Origin of the sequence: Shewanella sp. VB17, from assembly GCF_013248905.1 — a bacterium.
In the GTDB taxonomy this organism is placed as follows: domain Bacteria; phylum Pseudomonadota; class Gammaproteobacteria; order Enterobacterales; family Shewanellaceae; genus Shewanella.
In genome coordinates this window covers 3624145-3640975 of sequence record NZ_JABRVS010000001.1, presented here as the reverse complement: position 1 = coordinate 3640975, position 16831 = coordinate 3624145, and the positions used below count along the sequence as shown (strand labels likewise).

Genomic DNA, 16831 nt, shown 5'->3' with positions numbered 1-16831 from the left:
AAAGTACTGTGGTTATCTTTTGTTACGTACAATCACCCTTTAAAAGGTTGACTCTGTAATTTAGCATTAATCCCACTAATAATATTCTTAAAAAAGGGAAGTGTATCTGTATGCGGTTGGAAGTATGTTGTTTGGATCGCGTGGGTCTAGCGAAAGATATTTTAATGATTTTAGAGGGTTACGGGATAAACCTGTTGGCCATCGATGCCAGTAATCAGGGTTTTCTCTACTTGCAATTTGCGGAGGTTAGTTTTAATACTCTGAGTGAACTTTTACCTTTAATTCGTAAAATAGAAGGGGTTACTGATGTGCGAACTGTTTCATTTATGCCATCAGAGCAAGAACACTATGCGTTAAAAACCCTGTTGAAAACATTACCTGATTCAGTTTTCTCCATAGATGTGAAGGGGAGAGTTCGGATTGTTAATGAGTCTGCGGTAATGACGATAGGGATCAATGAGCATGACATAGTCGATGAACCTTTAAGTCATTGGGTGCAAGGTTTTAATTTTAATCGATGGCTAAGTGAAAGTATGGTGCTAGCCCAAGCAACGCGAGTCAATATTGGCCAACATGAATACTTGGCAGAAATGTTGCCTATTTATCTCCCCGATGAGAGTGATAAATCCATTCTAGCCGGTGCTGTGGTGTCGCTAAAATCTCCAGCAAGACTTGGTAAGCAATTTAATGCGCTGCAAAACCAAACTGTTGGTTTTGAAAATGTATTAGCAAGTAGTAGTAAGATGAAAGAGGTGCTTGTACAAGCACGTAGAATGGCTCAGCTTGATGCTCCGTTGTTAATTACAGGTGAAACTGGGACAGGTAAGGAGCTGATGGCAAGAGCGTGTCATGATGCCAGTATGCGTAGAGAATATCCGTTTATTACGATTAACTGCGCAGCCTTACCTGACAGTGCCGCTGAGGAAGAGTTGTTTGGTTATGTTAGTCATGGAGAGGTGGGAAAAAGAGGTTTTTTTGAAGAAGGAAAGGGCGGTACCGTGTTTCTTGATGAGATCGCTGAAATGTCAAAAACCGTACAGGTAAAGTTATTACGATTATTGCAAGATGGCACGTTTAGACGCTTGGGCGAAGATCAAGAAGTGAGGGCGGATGTGCGAATAATTTGCTCCACTCAGAAAAACTTAGCTGAACTTTGCCAAACAGGGGACTTCAGAGAAGATTTATATTATCGGATACATGTACTGAGTTTTCATCTTCCTTCGCTGCGCGAACGTAAAGTTGATGTGATCCCTCTTACTGAAATGTTCCTAGAGCATTACAGTCAACAATTGTCTATTCCTATTCGTAGAATTTCGGCTCAATGCCGTGAACATTTATTGAACTATGCTTGGCCCGGTAATGTGAGACAGCTTAAAAATGCGATTTTTAGGGCGGTTTCTATGTGGAATGGCTCTGCAGAATTAACGGTTGAGCAATTAAATTTACCCTCCTATGCAGAAGGTTTCGGTTATTTTGATCATCAGTTTGAGGGAAGTTTAGATCATGCAATGAAGCAATTTGAAGCCAGTTTACTCAGAAGACTTTACCCAGCATACCCAAGTACGCGACAGCTTGCTAAGAAGTTAGGCGTTTCGCATACCGCAATCGCGAACAAACTTAGAGAATATAAAATAAATAAACAAAAGTTGATGTAACTGTATATTGCCATTTTATTGTGGAGTTTTTCACCATTGTAAGTGTATAAAGCCCAAGGTGACATAGGGCTTTTTTAGTGTAACCATTTCTTTACAGAATAGGGTAGAAATAATGAATAAGCGATTTGTGTGATGCTATTCCTATTGGCTTTCGTTTACTGTATTTCTATTGTCATTATTGTGTCAAATATCATCCTATTATTCAAAGTGATGCCCAGATGCAGAATTGAGCATGTCAAAAAGTGACTTGGGTATAAGCGCAATTTATTTGGTTGATATTGAAAGTCTCAGGAGAGGAGCAGGTATGAAGTTAGCCAGTTATAACAATGGTCGTCGTGATGGCCAATTGATGTTAGTCAGTAAAAATCTTACTAAAACAGTTGCGGTGCCGGCAATCGCACATACTATGCAAGAGCTATTGGATGCTTGGCAGTTACTTGAGCCACAATTGAGAGAGTTATATGATGCATTGAATGATGGATTGATCGATAACGCTATCGATTTTGAAGAATCTAAATGTTTATCTCCTTTACCTCGTGCTTATCAATGGGCTGATGGTAGCGCCTATGTGAATCATGTTGAATTAGTTAGAAAAGCTCGTGGTGCAGAGATGCCGGAGACTTTTTGGACCGATCCCTTAGTATATCAAGGAGGCTCAGATTGTTTTATTGGACCTAAAGCCGATATTCCTTTAGCAAGTGAAGAGTGGGGCATTGATTTTGAGTCTGAAATTGCCGTGATCACTGATGATGTGCCTATGGGAGTATCAGCAGAGAATGCAGAGAAACACATTAAACTGTTGATGTTAGTTAATGATGTTTCATTGCGTAATCTCATCCCTGGAGAGTTAGCTAAAGGTTTTGGTTTTTATCAGGCTAAGCCATCTAGTAGTTTTTCTCCGGTTGCAGTAACCCCAGATGAATTGGGTCCTCGTTGGGAAGACGCTAAAGTGCATTTACCTTTAATCACTCATCTCAACAATACACTTTTCGGCCAGCCTAATGCGGGTGTTGATATGACATTTAATTTCAATCAACTGGTATCTCACGTGGCTAAAACTCGTCCTCTGGGTGCTGGCGCAATTATTGGTTCTGGTACTATTTCTAATTATGATCGCAGTGCTGGTTCAAGCTGTTTGGCTGAAATTCGTATGCTTGAGACCATTGCAGACGGAAAGCCATCGACTTCATTTATGAAGTTCGGTGATCGGGTGAAAATTGAAATGCTTGACGATAATAAGATGACTATTTTCGGTTCAATTGATCAACAGATTGTGGAGTATAAAGCTTAGCTATTAACCTGTATTTGGCAGCTTGCGTATGAGACAAATGATCAATTAACGCTATCTAAATATACGCATAAGGCCTAATTCAATGAATTGGGCTTTTTTGTCGATAAGAGGAATATTTTATGTTGAAACTTTATGGTTATTGGCGCTCAAGCGCTGCTTATCGAGTCAGAATCGCATTAAATTACAAAAAACTAGCATTTGAACAAGTCTCTGTTCATTTGGTTAAAAGTGGTGGGGAGCAGCATAAAGTCGATTATGCCAAATTAAACCCTCAAGAGTTAGTGCCAACGTTTGTTGATACCGACTCTGATGATGAGGTTGTGTTATCTCAGTCGCTTGCGATTATAGAATACCTAGATGAAAAGTATTCTCACTTGGCATTATTACCTCAAAATATACAAGACAAAGCCATAGTACGCTCAATGGCGATGTCGATTGCATGTGAAGTACACCCTCTTAATAATTTGAAAGTTTTGCAGTATCTTGTGAAAAAACTCAATGTGGATGATGATACTAAATCTGCATGGTACCACCATTGGATCCATGAAGGTTTTCGTGCTTTAGAAAAGCAACTGGTTAAGTATTCTGGTCGTTTTTGTTTTGGTGATTCTGTGACCTTAGTTGATGTGTGTTTAGTGCCTCAGGTTTACAATGCGATTCGGTTTAAGGTTGATTTGACCTCCTATGTCAATATTTTACGTATTACCGACAATTGTAATCAATTGGATGCATTTATCGATGCGACTCCTGAGAATCAGGTTGATGCAGATTAAGTGGCGCGAGTTAGCATTTGTTCAGTTAACAATAGGTGGCTATCAAGCTCAGGTGTTAAATCGTGGACCGTAATAATAGCGATATTTACCTCTTCATTTATCAGCATTTTCAACGAGTCACGTGTACCTCCTTCAAAAAGTGATAGCTTAAGATCAGGATACTGATGGCGAAATACCATTAACCTGCTGGGGAGATAGAATGGGCCTAACATGGCAGGAACTGCAATTCTGATATTGACTCGAACGACGAACCTTAATTCGTAATCCAGTACAGCGAATTACATATTTTGTTTGCAGTAGCAGATAGTCTTTATTTTTATGATGTGTATTTAACCTGAACTCGAGATAACGAGTGTCAGATACGTTTAACTTTTTACTTAAAATCAACAAGTTAAATCCCACTTAATTGTTATTCACCCACTTGCTTAATGCCGACATTTTTGTCGATATCAAGGCGGGATTTCGTACGTAATAGCTGGCTATGACTAGAAAGCACAACAAAGATAGGGGCCAAAATAGCGATATTAAGCGGCGCTGCTTAACCCGAGCTCAGGTTATTTAGATTTTTCAGATGTGTAATTGAGAAGGAATGCTATTTATGATGGTGGTCGATACTGGGCTCGAACCAGTGACCCCCTCCTTGTAAGGGAGGTGCTCTCCCAGCTGAGCTAATCGACCTGGGCTTACTGTGTTGCTGTACTTATCTTATTTAAGACTTTCTGTAAGATAATGGTGGTCGATACTGGGCTCGAACCAGTGACCCCCTCCTTGTAAGGGAGGTGCTCTCCCAGCTGAGCTAATCGACCTGGGCTTACTGTGTTGCTGTACTTATCTTATTTAAGACTTTCTGTAAGATAATGGTGGTCGATACTGGGCTCGAACCAGTGACCCCCTCCTTGTAAGGGAGGTGCTCTCCCAGCTGAGCTAATCGACCTGGGCTTACTGTGTTGCTGTACTTATCTTATTCAAGACTTTCTGTAAGATAATGGTGGTCGATACTGGGCTCGAACCAGTGACCCCCTCCTTGTAAGGGAGGTGCTCTCCCAGCTGAGCTAATCGACCTGGGCTTACTGTGTTGCTGTACTTATCTTATTCAAGACTTTCTGTAAGATAATGGTGGTCGATACTGGGCTCGAACCAGTGACCCCCTCCTTGTAAGGGAGGTGCTCTCCCAGCTGAGCTAATCGACCTGGGCTTACTGTGTTGCTGTACTTATCTTATTTAAGACTTTCTGTAAGATAATGGTGGTCGATACTGGGCTCGAACCAGTGACCCCCTCCTTGTAAGGGAGGTGCTCTCCCAGCTGAGCTAATCGACCTCGCTGTGTGGGCCGTATTATAGGGATGAAGAATTTACTGTCAACGGTTTTTTAGTAAAATAACAACAGCATGTCTTAATTTTGCTCAAGTTGTTGATTTGTTGTTCGACGCTTTGTTGTTTTTACCCGTCTTCATACCGTGCTAATTTATAATGTTGGGTAAAACTTCTTGGTAATAGCCTAACCATATTGTGATTGAGCGTATGCTTAATACGTGAAAAAAGCATGATGAAAGTACGAATTGCGCTTTATCCTATGATTAAGGAGAGAGGGGAATTTCCCTAATCCTATTTGGCTGTTAGTATATGTAGCACATTCATTGGTAGAGCCTATTAAATATAGGCTTTCTATATAGGTTAGTGTTCCATTATGACAATTAAGACGCGTTTTGCTCCCAGCCCTACTGGTTTTTTGCATGTTGGTGGCGCTCGTACAGCGCTTTATTCATGGTTATATGCTCGTGCCAATCAAGGTGACTTTGTGTTGAGAGTTGAAGACACTGATATTGAGCGTTCTACTCCAGAAGCATGTGAAGCCATTCTTGAGGGAATGCAGTGGTTAGGTTTAAATTGGGATGAAGGCCCTTATTACCAAACTAAGCGTTTTGATCGCTATAATGAAATTATTGCTCAAATGCTTGAGCAGGGCAGTGCTTATAAATGTTACTGCTCACGTGAGCGCATAGAGGCTATGCGTGAGGATCAGGCTGAAAAAGGCCTACAGCAAAAATATGATGGCTGCTGTCGTGATAAAGCACCACAAGAAACGAGTGAGGCATTTGTTATTCGTTTTAAAAACCCAACGCAAGGCAGTGTCGTATTTGACGATCACGTTCGTGGGCGTATTGAAATCTCAAATGAACGATTAGATGATCTCATTATTGCTCGTACTGAGGGCACCCCTACTTATAACTTCTGTGTCGTTGTTGATGATTGGGATATGGGGATCACGTGTGTTGTTCGTGGCGAAGATCACATTAATAACACCCCTCGTCAAATTAATATTCTTAAAGCACTTGGAGCACCTATCCCTGAATACGCGCATGTGGCTATGATTTTAGGAGATGATGGAGCCAAGCTTTCAAAGCGACATGGCGCTGTTGGTGTCATGCAGTATCGTGATGATGGTTACCTACCTGAAGCGTTACTTAACTATCTAGTGCGTTTAGGTTGGTCACATGGAGATCAAGAAGTTTTCTCAATTGATGAAATGAAGCAGTTGTTTAAACTTGATGATATTAATAAGGCGGCATCTGCTTTTAATACAGAAAAATTGATTTGGTTAAATCAGCATTATATAAAGGAACTTGATCCTGATTATGTTGCGGAGCACCTGAAGTGGCATATGGTGGATCAAAATATCGACATTACAAATGGCCCTGCATTAGCTCAAGTCGTATCAGCATTATCAGAACGGGCTAAAACGTTGAAAGAGTTAGCCGCTTCTAGCCGTTATTTTTATGAAGATTTTACTGACTTTGACGAAACGGCAGCTAAGAAGCATCTTAGAGGTGTCGCCATGGAACCTCTAAAACTAATACAGCAGAAATTGATAGCGTTAAATGAATGGACTGTAGAGGTTATTCATCAAGTGATTGAAGATACCGCTGCAGAATTAGACGTTGGGATGGGGAAGGTTGGGATGCCTTTGCGTGTCGCCGTTACGGGAGCTGGGATGTCTCCTAGTGTTGATGTTACTTTATTTTTAGTTGGTAAGGTTAGGTGTGAGCAAAGAATCCTCAAAGCGATTGAATTTGTAGCAAATAGAATAAATTCCTAAAAAACGAGTTGACACTTTTGAGTGTGCTGCATAGAATGCGCCACGCAGTTGAGACACTAGCGACGAATAATTGCAGTACGCTCAAATGTGATTAGGTTAGAAAAGGGGCCTTAGCTCAGCTGGGAGAGCGCAACACTGGCAGTGTTGAGGTCAGCGGTTCGATCCCGCTAGGCTCCACCAAACTAACACAACTCATTCTTGTTAATAGAGTATAAAAACAAGAAGCTGAACCAAGGTCTAATGGGTATCAGCTAGATGATTAAAAATTCATTTCCACAGCCTTCGGAATTGAATTTATAGACCACTCTTTATTTATCGAGTCTAAAGAATAAATGTCCGGGTCCCCATCGTCTAGAGGCCTAGGACACCGCCCTTTCACGGCGGTAACAGGGGTTCGAATCCCCTTGGGGATACCAAAAATTCAAGTTTAACTGATGTTTATTCGGTTAAACATGAAAGACTCAGTTTGAGTCGACATGCTCTTTTACTAGAGCTTAAGTAAGTCTTACGTTCCCATTGTCTAGTGGGAGGTAAACGAGGACTACGACAGATATCGAATCTCAATGAGATGAGGTAAATGGCGGTAAAGCAGGTTCATTTCCACAGCCTTCGGAATTGAATTTATAGACCACTCTTTATTTATCGAGTCTAAAGAATAAATGTCCGGGTCCCCATCGTCTAGAGGCCTAGGACACCGCCCTTTCACGGCGGTAACAGGGGTTCGAATCCCCTTGGGGATACCAAAAATTCAAATTTAACTGATGTTTATTCGGTTAAACATGAAAGACTCAGTTTGAGTCGACATGCTCTTTACTAGAGCTTAAGTAAGTCTTACGTTCCCATTGTCTAGTGGGAGGTAAACGAGGACTACGACAGATATCGAATCTCAATGAGATGAGGTAAATGGCGGTAAAGCAGGTTCATTTCCACAGCCTTCGGAATTGAATTTATAGACCACTCTTTATTTATCGAGTCTAAAGAATAAATGTCCGGGTCCCCCATCGTCTAGAGGCCTAGGACACCGCCCTTTCACGGCGGTAACAGGGGGTTCGAATCCCCTTGGGGATACCAAAAATTCAAGTTTAACTGATGTTTATTCGGTTAAACATGAAAGACTCAGTTTGAGTCGACATGCTCTTTTACTAGAGCTTAAGTAAGTCTTACGTTCCCATTGTCTAGTGGGAGGTAAACGAGGACTACGACAGATATCGAATCTCAATGAGATGAGGTAAATGGCGGTAAAGCAGGTTCATTTCCACAGCCTTCGGAATTGAATTTATAGACCACTCTTTATTTATCGAGTCTAAAGAATAAATGTCCGGGTCCCCATCGTCTAGAGGCCTAGGACACCGCCCTTTCACGGCGGTAACAGGGGTTCGAATCCCCTTGGGGATACCAAAAATTCAAATTTAACTGATGTTTATTCGGTTAAACATGAAAGACTCAGTTTGAGTCGACATGCTCTTTTACTAGAGCTTAAGTAAGTCTTACGTTCCCATTGTCTAGTGGGAGGTAAACGAGGACTACGACAGATATCGAATCTCAATGAGATGAGGTAAATGGCGGTAAAGCAGGTTCATTTCCACAGCCTTCGGAATTGAATTTATAGACCACTCTTTATTTATCGAGTCTAAAGAATAAATGTCCGGGTCCCCATCGTCTAGAGGCCTAGGACACCGCCCTTTCACGGCGGTAACAGGGGTTCGAATCCCCTTGGGGATACCAAAAATTCAAGTTTAACTGATGTTTATTCGGTTAAACATGAAAGACTCAGTTTGAGTCGACATGCTCTTTTACTAGAGCTTAAGTAAGTCTTACGTTCCCATTGTCTAGTGGGAGGTAAACGAGGACTACGACAGATATCGAATCTCAATGAGATGAGGTAAATGGCGGTAAAGCAGGTTCATTTCCACAGCCTTCGGAATTGAATTTATAGACCACTCTTTATTTATCGAGTCTAAAGAATAAATGTCCGGGTCCCCATCGTCTAGAGGCCTAGGACACCGCCCTTTCACGGCGGTAACAGGGGTTCGAATCCCCTTGGGGATACCAAAAATTCAAATTTAACTGATGTTTATTCGGTTAAACATGAAAGACTCAGTTTGAGTCGACATGCTCTTTTACTAGAGCTTAAGTAAGTCTTACGTTCCCATTGTCTAGTGGGAGGTAAACGAGGACTACGACAGATATCGAATCTCAATGAGATGAGGTAAATGGCGGTAAAGCAGGTTCATTTCAACAGCCTTCGGAATTGAATTTATAGACCACTCTTTATTTATCGAGTCTAAAGAATAAATGTCCGGGTCCCCATCGTCTAGAGGCCTAGGACACCGCCCTTTCACGGCGGTAACAGGGGTTCGAATCCCCTTGGGGATACCACTTATTAACATTTTATGCTGTTTTAAAAGCGTAAAACGGGGCCTTAGCTCAGCTGGGAGAGCGCAACACTGGCAGTGTTGAGGTCAGCGGTTCGATCCCGCTAGGCTCCACCATATTAGCTTTTAGCTTAATAATAAATAAAAAAACCACTTAAATGTGGTTTTTTTATGTCTAAAATGTCACTTCTTAGCATTATAAATATTAGTCTACTCCTAAAAACCCCCCGGTTTGATGAGCCCAAAGTTGAGCGTAAATCCCCCGTGAAGCAATTAATGCTAAATGTGTTCCTTGTTCTACAATACAGCCTTTGTCGATTACAATTAATCTATCCATTGCAGCGATAGTAGAAAGTCGATGGGCTATGGCGATGACAGTTTTACCTTCCATAAGTTGATATAAGCTTTCTTGAATAGCGGCTTCTACTTCTGAGTCCAGTGCAGATGTCGCTTCATCGAGCAGGAGAATGGGGGCATTTTTTAAGAGCACTCTTGCGATAGCGATCCGTTGGCGTTGCCCACCTGATAGCTTAACGCCACGTTCGCCGACTTGTGCATCTAACCCTTTATGACCATCAGAATCCGTTAATGTCTGGATAAAATCGTAAGATTGAGAATGTTTAATAGCATTGAGGAGTTCATCCTCATTGGCTGCTGAGTTACCATAAAGAATGTTTTCACGAATAGAGCGATGCAGTAGGGAAGTATCTTGCGTTACCATACCGATATTTGCTCTTAATGAATCCTGCTGTACATGGTTAATATTTTGACCATCTATTTCAATGATGCCGCTTTCGACATCATGGAAACGCATCAATAAATTCACTAACGTCGATTTTCCTGCACCAGAGCGGCCAACTACCCCCACTTTTTCACCAGGCTTAATATCAAGATCAAGGTTTTCGATGACGCCCTTTTTTTCACCATAGTGAAAGCAGACGTTATGAAAGCTAATGGCACCGTGAGAGACATTCAGCTCTGAAGCATCATCAATATCTTGGATCTCGATGGGTTTGGACAATGTATTGATCCCATCAGCAACAGTGCCAATATTTTCAAATAGTGAGCTTATTTCCCACATTATCCATTGAGACATGCCATTGAGTCTTAAAGAAAGGCTGACAGCAATGGTGATAGCACCAACAGTGATGGCATTACTGCTCCATAAATAGATAGAAATCGCAGCGATAGCAAATACAAGTAAGTAGTTTATGAGCTGGACACTCACATTAATCCCTGTTACAAGTCGCATTTGTCGGTACACAGTTTGTAGAAAGGTGTGCATACTGCTTTGAGCATATTCAGCTTCTTGTTGTGTATGTGAAAAGAGCTTAACGGTAGTTATATTGGTATAACTGTCGACAATTCTGCCGGTCATGGTAGAACGAGCATCGGCTTGTGCCATTGATGCAGCCTTTAATTTGGGGATAAAAAGACATTGTAGACCGATGTAAATACCCAGCCAGATTAACATCGGGACCATTAAACGGATATCTGCATTGGCAATCATGACGAGCATTGTGATGAAATACACTAAAATGTAGACAAGAACATCGAGTATTTTAGTGACTGCTTCACGTACAGCAATGGATGTTTGCATGACCTTGGTAGCGATACGCCCAGCAAAATCATTTTGGTAAAATGAGACACTTTGTTTTAATAAGTATCGATGAGCTAACCAACGAATAGACATAGGGTAATTACCTAACAAACCTTGATAGACAATGAGTGCGTGAAGTAATACCAGTGTTGGAATAATGAACAAGACTAGAATCGTCATCCCAATGAGCCTTGCTCCTTCCTTTTCAAATAGAGTATCAGGATTGCTAGCAATTAATAAATCGACAAGTTGACCCATAAAGGCAAATAGTGACACTTCTAAAACAGCCAAGAGGGCAGTAATGATCGACATTAGTATGAGTGGGCGCTCAAATCCTCTAGTATAAAAACGGCAAAAGGCATATATCCCTGTGGGTGGTTGTTCAGGTGTTTGTGAGGACAGGGGATCAATCCATGATTCAAATTTTTTGAACATTTAAGTACTCTATTTATATGGCTATATTCAAGTGGCTTGAGTCTATATTAATGAAATAAGGGGAAATAACTAGCATACCGTAAATAAAAATATGATCTTAGGTTGTTATTTAAAATTAAGTTCCGTTTTCCGCTAGTTCGATAGGGTTAACATGAGTAAAGTGATGACCACGATGTAATATTAAGGTGCACTCATGTGTTCAAAACCTGTGATAGCGTTATCAAATGAATCTTACCGCAGGGCAAGATTGGCCAGAGATCCACGTTTTGATGGTGTATTTTTTATTGGGGTGATCACCACGGGCATTTTTTGTCGCTCAATTTGCCCGGCCACTCCACCCAAAGAGGAAAATGTTCGTTACTTTTCAACGGCCATCGCGGCAATCAATGCTGGACTAAGGCCATGTTTACGTTGTCGACCAGAGAGTGCCCCAGGGTCATGTGCTTGGAATGGCACACAAACCACGGTTGATCGCGCTGTATCATTAATTGATGGGGGATTTCTTTTTGATGAGAACGGGGGCTCTTTGGCGTCTTTAGCCGAAAAGTTGGGGATCACGAGTCGTTATTTAAGAAAGCTTTTTTTAAATAAAGTGGGTACATCACCTAAAAAATATGCTCAGTTTCATCAGCTTATGTTTGCTAAGCAACTATTGCATCAGACTGATTTATCCATGACTCAAGTTGGACTTGCTGCTGGTTTTAATAGTATTAGACGTTTTAATGAAGTTTTTCAACAAACGTTAGGTTTAACGCCTTCAGCTTTACGTAAGAGTCACAAGACAAGTAACAGTCAAGATAAAGATGACAGCCGTGGCATACGTTTATCGATACAATTATCCTACAGACCTCCCTTAAATTGGTGTAAACAATTGGCTTTTTATCGCTTACGAATGGTTGAAGGAATGGAATGGGCTCAGGGTGATCAGAGTTATTGCCGTAGTTTTCAACTTGGTCGTGTTAAAGGTTTTTTTGAAGCGGAGCATATTGAAGATAAACATAGGTTTACTATCACCATTTACCTAGCAGATCCCCAGGCTTTATCAGTGTTAAAGGAAGTGGTTATTGAGATTAAGCGAGTGCTGGATGTCGATGCAGATATGGCTCAGATCCACACAAGTCTATTATCTATTGATCTTATTCATAATGAAATGGAGGAGGGATTGAGATTACCCGGAACATGGTCAGTATTTGAAGCCGGATGTCGAGCTATTCTTGGTCAGCAGGTTAGTGTTACCCAAGCAACTAAGTTATTGAATAAAATGGTAAAGGCTAATGGTGAGCAACTGACAATTTGCGATAAAACTGTATTATTATTTCCCACTCCAGCAAGGGTGGCGACAGCAAGTTTAGCTGAACTAAAAATGCCTGGAGCGAGAAAGGCAGCGCTGAATGCGTTTGGGTTATTTGTCAGCGAGCATCCAGATGCTTCGGTTGATGATTGGCTTAATATAAAAGGGATTGGGGCATGGACTGTGGCTTACGCAAAAATGCGAGGACTCAGTGAGCCTAATATTTTGCTCTGTTCTGATTTAATCGTTAAAAAGAAGTTGCTGATGCGATGCGAAGAGCTACGCGGTTTGGATATCAATGTTGCACAAGCAATACCAATAGACATTGATTATCAGGAGCTAACGGCAAAATTACAGGAAAGCATTTCTCCCTGGGGAAGTTATTTAACGTTTCAATTATGGAATTTAGCATGAACAAGATAATTCAACCTCACGGTACATTAACGTCTAAGTCAATGGGATATTTCATGGATGTTTCCGATAAGAATTTACTTAATCCGGTAGCAGATAAATGGATCCAGAGTCCCGTTGGTGTGCTGCATGTTAAAGCGAGCCAGTATGGGATCAGTCATCTTGGCGTTGCCAAAGAAGGCGCGCAATTATTAGGGAATGCAAGCGGGGTTGAGTGTGAAGCGGCTCAGTTACATTTAGCACTGCTTGAACAGGAATTAGCGGAGTATTTCTCAGGGAGCCGCGATTCATTTACAGTACCATTAGCTCCGAGAGGAACCGTATTTCAAATTCAAGTGTGGCAAGCTTTGATTGAGTTAACTTATGGAAGCACTTGCAGTTATGGGGATATTGCTCAGCAGATTGGTCGTCCTAAAGCGGTGAGGGCCGTCGGTGCAGCGAATGGTGCCAATCCAATAGCGATTATTGTACCTTGTCATCGGGTTATTGGCAAAAATGGACAGCTAACAGGTTATGCTTATGGCTTAAGCATGAAACAGCGTTTACTGACCTTAGAATATGAAAATAGCGCTATTGCGTAGACTCGTGTCATGAGAGTGATCTGTCATGTGATTGATGATGTCTGACTTTTATGAGCTTATGGTTTATGTTGATCATATGAGCAAAACTCGCAAGGGCGATACAACTAGCGTAGAATATGGCTATATTTTTTTAACGGTAATTTTTCGAATTTATGACCCACGCACTTTCTTGTGAAACAATAAACAGCGCACGCTTTGATACATTAGGACTCATTCCAGAGCTCCTTAAGCGGGTCACTGAACTTGAATACTTAATCCCCACGCCTATCCAGTCTGAATGCATCCCTCTTGTGTTAAAAGGAGGCGATCTCCTCGCTGGTGCAAATACGGGTTCGGGTAAAACGGCTGCGTTTGCATTACCGCTTTTACAGTCTTTACATATGCATCCCCAGTCGACTTCAAAAGGTAATGTCGTGCGGGCGTTAGTATTGGTGCCGACTCGAGAATTAGCACAGCAGATCGCAGCTAGCTTTAAACGTTATGCTCAAGGGTTAATGCCGAGAGTGAAAGTTGAAGCTGTGTTTGGTGGTGTATCAGCGAACACACAAATGTTAGCACTGCGAGGTGGTGCTGACGTGCTTGTGGCGACGCCAGGACGTTTATTGGACCTGTTGTCGAGCAATGCGATAACACTGTCGCAGGTGTCTCATTTGGTTCTTGATGAAGCCGATCGCATGTTAAGCCTAGGGTTTACTGATGAGTTAGGTGAAATCTTAGCGTTATTACCCAAATCTAAACAAACTTTGCTATTTTCAGCGACATTTCCTGAAGAGGTAAAGGCGCTTACCGACGCACTGTTAACCACTCCGGTAGAGGTTCTCCTGCAAAGTCAAGAGCAGAGTACTCTACATCAACAAGTTTACACGGTTAATAAAAATCGTAAAACAGCGTTATTAGCACATTTGATAAAAGAGCAACATTGGCGCCAAGTATTGGTGTTTGCCAGTGCTAAGAATACGTGTAACCGTCTTGAACAAAAATTAGCTAAAGCAGGAGTGAGTGCACAGGTTTTTCATGGTGATAAAGCTCAGGGGGCTAGAAATCGTGTTCTCGATGGATTTAAAAATGGTGAGATAAGCGTGCTCATCGCGACGGATATTGCAGCTCGCGGTATTGATATCGACAAGCTTCCAGTGGTCATTAACTATGAGTTACCGAGAAGCCCAGTAGATTATATGCACCGTATTGGCCGTAGTGGGCGGGCTGGTGAAGCGGGTTTAGCATTATCTTTGATTTCTCATGACGAATATCAACATTTTAACCTGATTGAGAAAAAGAATAAGTTCACGCTCGAACGTGAACAAGTGCTCGGTTTTGAAGCCGACGCAGAGGCGCCTGTGGATTGCCCATCAAGGGAGAGTAAATCAATGGCGGCACCTGAAGGCATGGGAAAGAAAAAACGTAAAAAATTGCCTAAAGCGAATGCAGATTTGTGGGGTAAAAAACCGTGATCAGCAGCTGTTGTTAACTTATATACCCAAACGACCACAAGATGCAGGATTCAGCTTGTCGAGAAGTGACAGAGTTTAGGGGGGTTAACGAGCATCTTGAAGTGGCTTAGGTATAGGTTTCAATTATTTTAATTAATGTGTCAAATAGGTAGATATAATGCAGCATCTATTCTGGTTAATGGAAAACAAAATTGCCGGTCGTAGTGGACCAAACAAGGAACTGTGGGATCTGAATGAAATTAAACGTTCAGGCATTGGGGCTTTACTGTCGGTTAATGGCGGTGAAGATTGTGATTTAGCCGCAATCGAGGCTGCTCAGCTGGTTTATGCATGTATTCCTTTTTCCAGTAATATTCCGCCAAAAGAAGATGATTTGGCTATATGTGTTGAACAATTGCCAAAGGCACTCGCCTTTATTCGTGATTGTGAAGCGAAAGCGTTACCTGTGTTGATCCATTGTCGTTCAGGCAAGGATAGGACGGCTCTTTTGATGGCTTATTATTTAATGGAAAATGGCGCCGCACCATTACATGCGGTGAGTCAAGTTAGAGCGGTGAGAGATATTGCATTCAGCGCTGAAGGTTGGGATCAGTTTGCTTTTGATGTGCTCTATGCACTTCAGGGATAAGTTTATTATCTTTTGTAATATGATTTGAGGCCTAATTAGGGGTCATATCGCGTGCCCCTATTACAGTTAAATGTAATAGGAGGACTTCATGCTGTAATTCTCTTTAAATCAATAATAAACGATATTAAATCTTCTTTTTAATATCGACATATTTTTTCATTATTTTAAGGTTATACTTCTAATATTGATTAGCATAACATGTTGGTATTTTAATGAAGAATAAGGCTACCCAGTCTCAAGGGTTGTTACTTTTTCGATTGTCTCCAAAGCAGCTGTTTGCAATGGGGACCTTAAAAGTTCGTGAACTTGTCCCTTATATTCCTTTGAATGCGATCCCTCATTCTCACCCAACCATTTTAGGCACAGCGAATGTTCGGGGAAATATAATCCCTGTCATTGATATGGCGGCAGCCGTAGGTTATCAGAAGCTTGATAAGGAAGAATTGGCTCGAAGTTTTATTATGGTCACCGATTGCCAACGCATGGTGATAGGTTTTCTAGTAAGGGCTATTGATAAGATTGTAGAGTGTAATTGGAGAGACATTGAATCTCCGCCAAATAACTTAGGTTCGAACGCCTACCTGACTGGTGTGACACGTCTTGGAGATGAATTAGTTCAACTTCTTGATGTTGAGTTGTTACTGTCAAAAATATTTCCAGCGAGTCGTGAAACAAGTCGTGCAATTTTAACCGATATGCAGCGCGAGAAGCTCAAGCCATTAAAGATACTCTTAGTCGATGATTCAAAAATGGCACGTAAACAACTATCAGATGCACTTGATAGTATCAGTATTCCTTATCAAGTGACCTCTGATGGTCACGATGCATTGGCGATAATGAAAGCTGCAGCGGAAAATAATGAACCGATTGATATCCTAGTGAGTGATGTAGAGATGCCTGGTTTAGATGGCTATGAACTGTCATTTGAGGTAAAAGACACCCCAGCATTGTCTTCAACGTACATTATATTACATACTTCTTTATCGAGTGCCATTAGTGGGAGTCAAGCTCAGCAGGTTGGTGCAAATGAAGCATTAGAGAAGTTTGATGCTCATGAGCTGATTAGCGCAATGCTACGAGGGGCTGAGAGCAAAGAAAAAAGTTAGTTAAAGGTTTGAATAATGTTTTATTTAGGTAAAGATTAGCGTTGTTTTCACCGTAATACTGGACATTTGATGCCTGTTTAGTTACAAGTGATTGTTAAGAAATTAATCTACTAGGTTAGCGTAATCACTCTAATCAT

Annotated in this window: 10 protein-coding genes, 15 tRNA genes and 1 pseudogene; 18 read left to right on the top strand and 8 right to left on the bottom strand. The window is 41.4% G+C overall.

Going from position 1 to position 16831, the window contains the following annotated elements; all coding sequences use genetic code 11:
* Nucleotides 1-110: 110 nt before the first annotated feature.
* The 3 genes from tyrR to maiA all read left to right on the top strand — a co-directional run bounded on the left by tyrR (nt 111) and on the right by maiA (nt 3719).
* Entirely contained in the window at nt 111-1655 is a 1545-nt protein-coding gene (gene tyrR / locus HQQ94_RS15745) for a transcriptional regulator TyrR (RefSeq protein WP_173295296.1), read from the top strand.
* Between the two features lie 304 nt (nt 1656-1959).
* A complete protein-coding gene (locus tag HQQ94_RS15740) occupies nt 1960-2946 on the top strand; it encodes a fumarylacetoacetate hydrolase family protein (protein WP_173295295.1) in 987 nt (328 codons plus the stop codon).
* A 119-nt stretch (nt 2947-3065) separates the two neighbouring features.
* Nucleotides 3066-3719, top strand: coding sequence for a maleylacetoacetate isomerase (gene maiA, locus HQQ94_RS15735; RefSeq protein WP_173295294.1), 654 nt, complete (start codon nt 3066-3068; stop codon nt 3717-3719).
* Between the two features lie 11 nt (nt 3720-3730).
* On the opposite strand, the pseudogene HQQ94_RS15730 reads toward maiA, so the two are convergent.
* From HQQ94_RS15730 to HQQ94_RS15700, 7 genes and pseudogenes are all read right to left on the bottom strand, one after another.
* Nucleotides 3731-3952: pseudogene (locus HQQ94_RS15730) on the bottom strand (LysR family transcriptional regulator substrate-binding protein); the annotation flags it as partial.
* A 369-nt stretch (nt 3953-4321) separates the two neighbouring features.
* Nucleotides 4322-4397: transfer RNA gene (locus tag HQQ94_RS15725), tRNA-Val, on the bottom strand.
* A 52-nt stretch (nt 4398-4449) separates the two neighbouring features.
* Nucleotides 4450-4525: transfer RNA gene (locus HQQ94_RS15720), tRNA-Val, on the bottom strand.
* A 52-nt stretch (nt 4526-4577) separates the two neighbouring features.
* Nucleotides 4578-4653 (bottom strand) — tRNA-Val (locus HQQ94_RS15715).
* Nucleotides 4654-4705: 52 nt separating this feature from the next.
* Nucleotides 4706-4781, bottom strand: a tRNA-Val gene (locus HQQ94_RS15710).
* 52 nt (nt 4782-4833) lie between these two features.
* A tRNA-Val gene (locus tag HQQ94_RS15705) sits at nt 4834-4909 on the bottom strand.
* Between the two features lie 52 nt (nt 4910-4961).
* Nucleotides 4962-5037 (bottom strand) — tRNA-Val (locus tag HQQ94_RS15700).
* A gap of 369 nt (nt 5038-5406) precedes the next feature.
* Here HQQ94_RS15700 and gltX point away from each other — a divergent pair.
* The 10 genes from gltX (at nt 5407) to HQQ94_RS15650 (ending at nt 9308) form a co-directional block, all read left to right on the top strand.
* Nucleotides 5407-6816, top strand: coding sequence for a glutamate--tRNA ligase (gltX, locus tag HQQ94_RS15695; protein WP_173295293.1), 1410 nt, complete (start codon nt 5407-5409; stop codon nt 6814-6816).
* A gap of 104 nt (nt 6817-6920) precedes the next feature.
* Nucleotides 6921-6996, top strand: a tRNA-Ala gene (locus HQQ94_RS15690).
* 160 nt (nt 6997-7156) lie between these two features.
* Nucleotides 7157-7232: transfer RNA gene (locus tag HQQ94_RS15685), tRNA-Glu, on the top strand.
* Between the two features lie 251 nt (nt 7233-7483).
* A tRNA-Glu gene (locus HQQ94_RS15680) sits at nt 7484-7559 on the top strand.
* Between the two features lie 250 nt (nt 7560-7809).
* Nucleotides 7810-7887: transfer RNA gene (locus HQQ94_RS15675), tRNA-Glu, on the top strand.
* Between the two features lie 251 nt (nt 7888-8138).
* A tRNA-Glu gene (locus tag HQQ94_RS15670) sits at nt 8139-8214 on the top strand.
* Between the two features lie 251 nt (nt 8215-8465).
* Nucleotides 8466-8541, top strand: a tRNA-Glu gene (locus tag HQQ94_RS15665).
* A 251-nt stretch (nt 8542-8792) separates the two neighbouring features.
* Nucleotides 8793-8868, top strand: a tRNA-Glu gene (locus HQQ94_RS15660).
* Between the two features lie 251 nt (nt 8869-9119).
* Nucleotides 9120-9195: transfer RNA gene (locus HQQ94_RS15655), tRNA-Glu, on the top strand.
* A 37-nt stretch (nt 9196-9232) separates the two neighbouring features.
* Nucleotides 9233-9308 (top strand) — tRNA-Ala (locus HQQ94_RS15650).
* Between the two features lie 88 nt (nt 9309-9396).
* Here the strand turns inward: HQQ94_RS15650 and HQQ94_RS15645 are convergent.
* Nucleotides 9397-11226, bottom strand: a complete 1830-nt coding sequence (locus HQQ94_RS15645; protein WP_173295292.1) for an ABC transporter ATP-binding protein — start codon at nt 11224-11226, stop codon at nt 9397-9399.
* A gap of 193 nt (nt 11227-11419) precedes the next feature.
* On the opposite strand from HQQ94_RS15645, the gene HQQ94_RS15640 reads away from it, so the two are divergent.
* The 5 genes from HQQ94_RS15640 to HQQ94_RS15620 all read left to right on the top strand — a co-directional run bounded on the left by HQQ94_RS15640 (nt 11420) and on the right by HQQ94_RS15620 (nt 16694).
* Complete coding sequence (locus tag HQQ94_RS15640; RefSeq protein WP_173295291.1) at nt 11420-12931, top strand: DNA-3-methyladenine glycosylase 2 family protein; 1512 nt, start codon at nt 11420-11422, stop codon at nt 12929-12931.
* 53 nt (nt 12932-12984) lie between these two features.
* Complete coding sequence (locus HQQ94_RS15635) at nt 12985-13509, top strand: methylated-DNA--[protein]-cysteine S-methyltransferase (protein WP_173296675.1); 525 nt, start codon at nt 12985-12987, stop codon at nt 13507-13509.
* Nucleotides 13510-13661: 152 nt separating this feature from the next.
* Complete coding sequence (locus HQQ94_RS15630; protein WP_173295290.1) at nt 13662-14960, top strand: DEAD/DEAH box helicase; 1299 nt, start codon at nt 13662-13664, stop codon at nt 14958-14960.
* 157 nt (nt 14961-15117) lie between these two features.
* Nucleotides 15118-15588 carry a dual specificity protein phosphatase family protein gene (locus tag HQQ94_RS15625; RefSeq protein WP_173295289.1) on the top strand — a complete coding sequence of 157 codons (471 nt, stop codon included), beginning with the start codon at nt 15118-15120 and terminating at the stop codon, nt 15586-15588.
* Nucleotides 15589-15800: 212 nt separating this feature from the next.
* A complete protein-coding gene (locus HQQ94_RS15620) occupies nt 15801-16694 on the top strand; it encodes a chemotaxis protein (protein ID WP_173295288.1) in 894 nt (297 codons plus the stop codon).
* Nucleotides 16695-16831 lie beyond the last annotated feature (137 nt).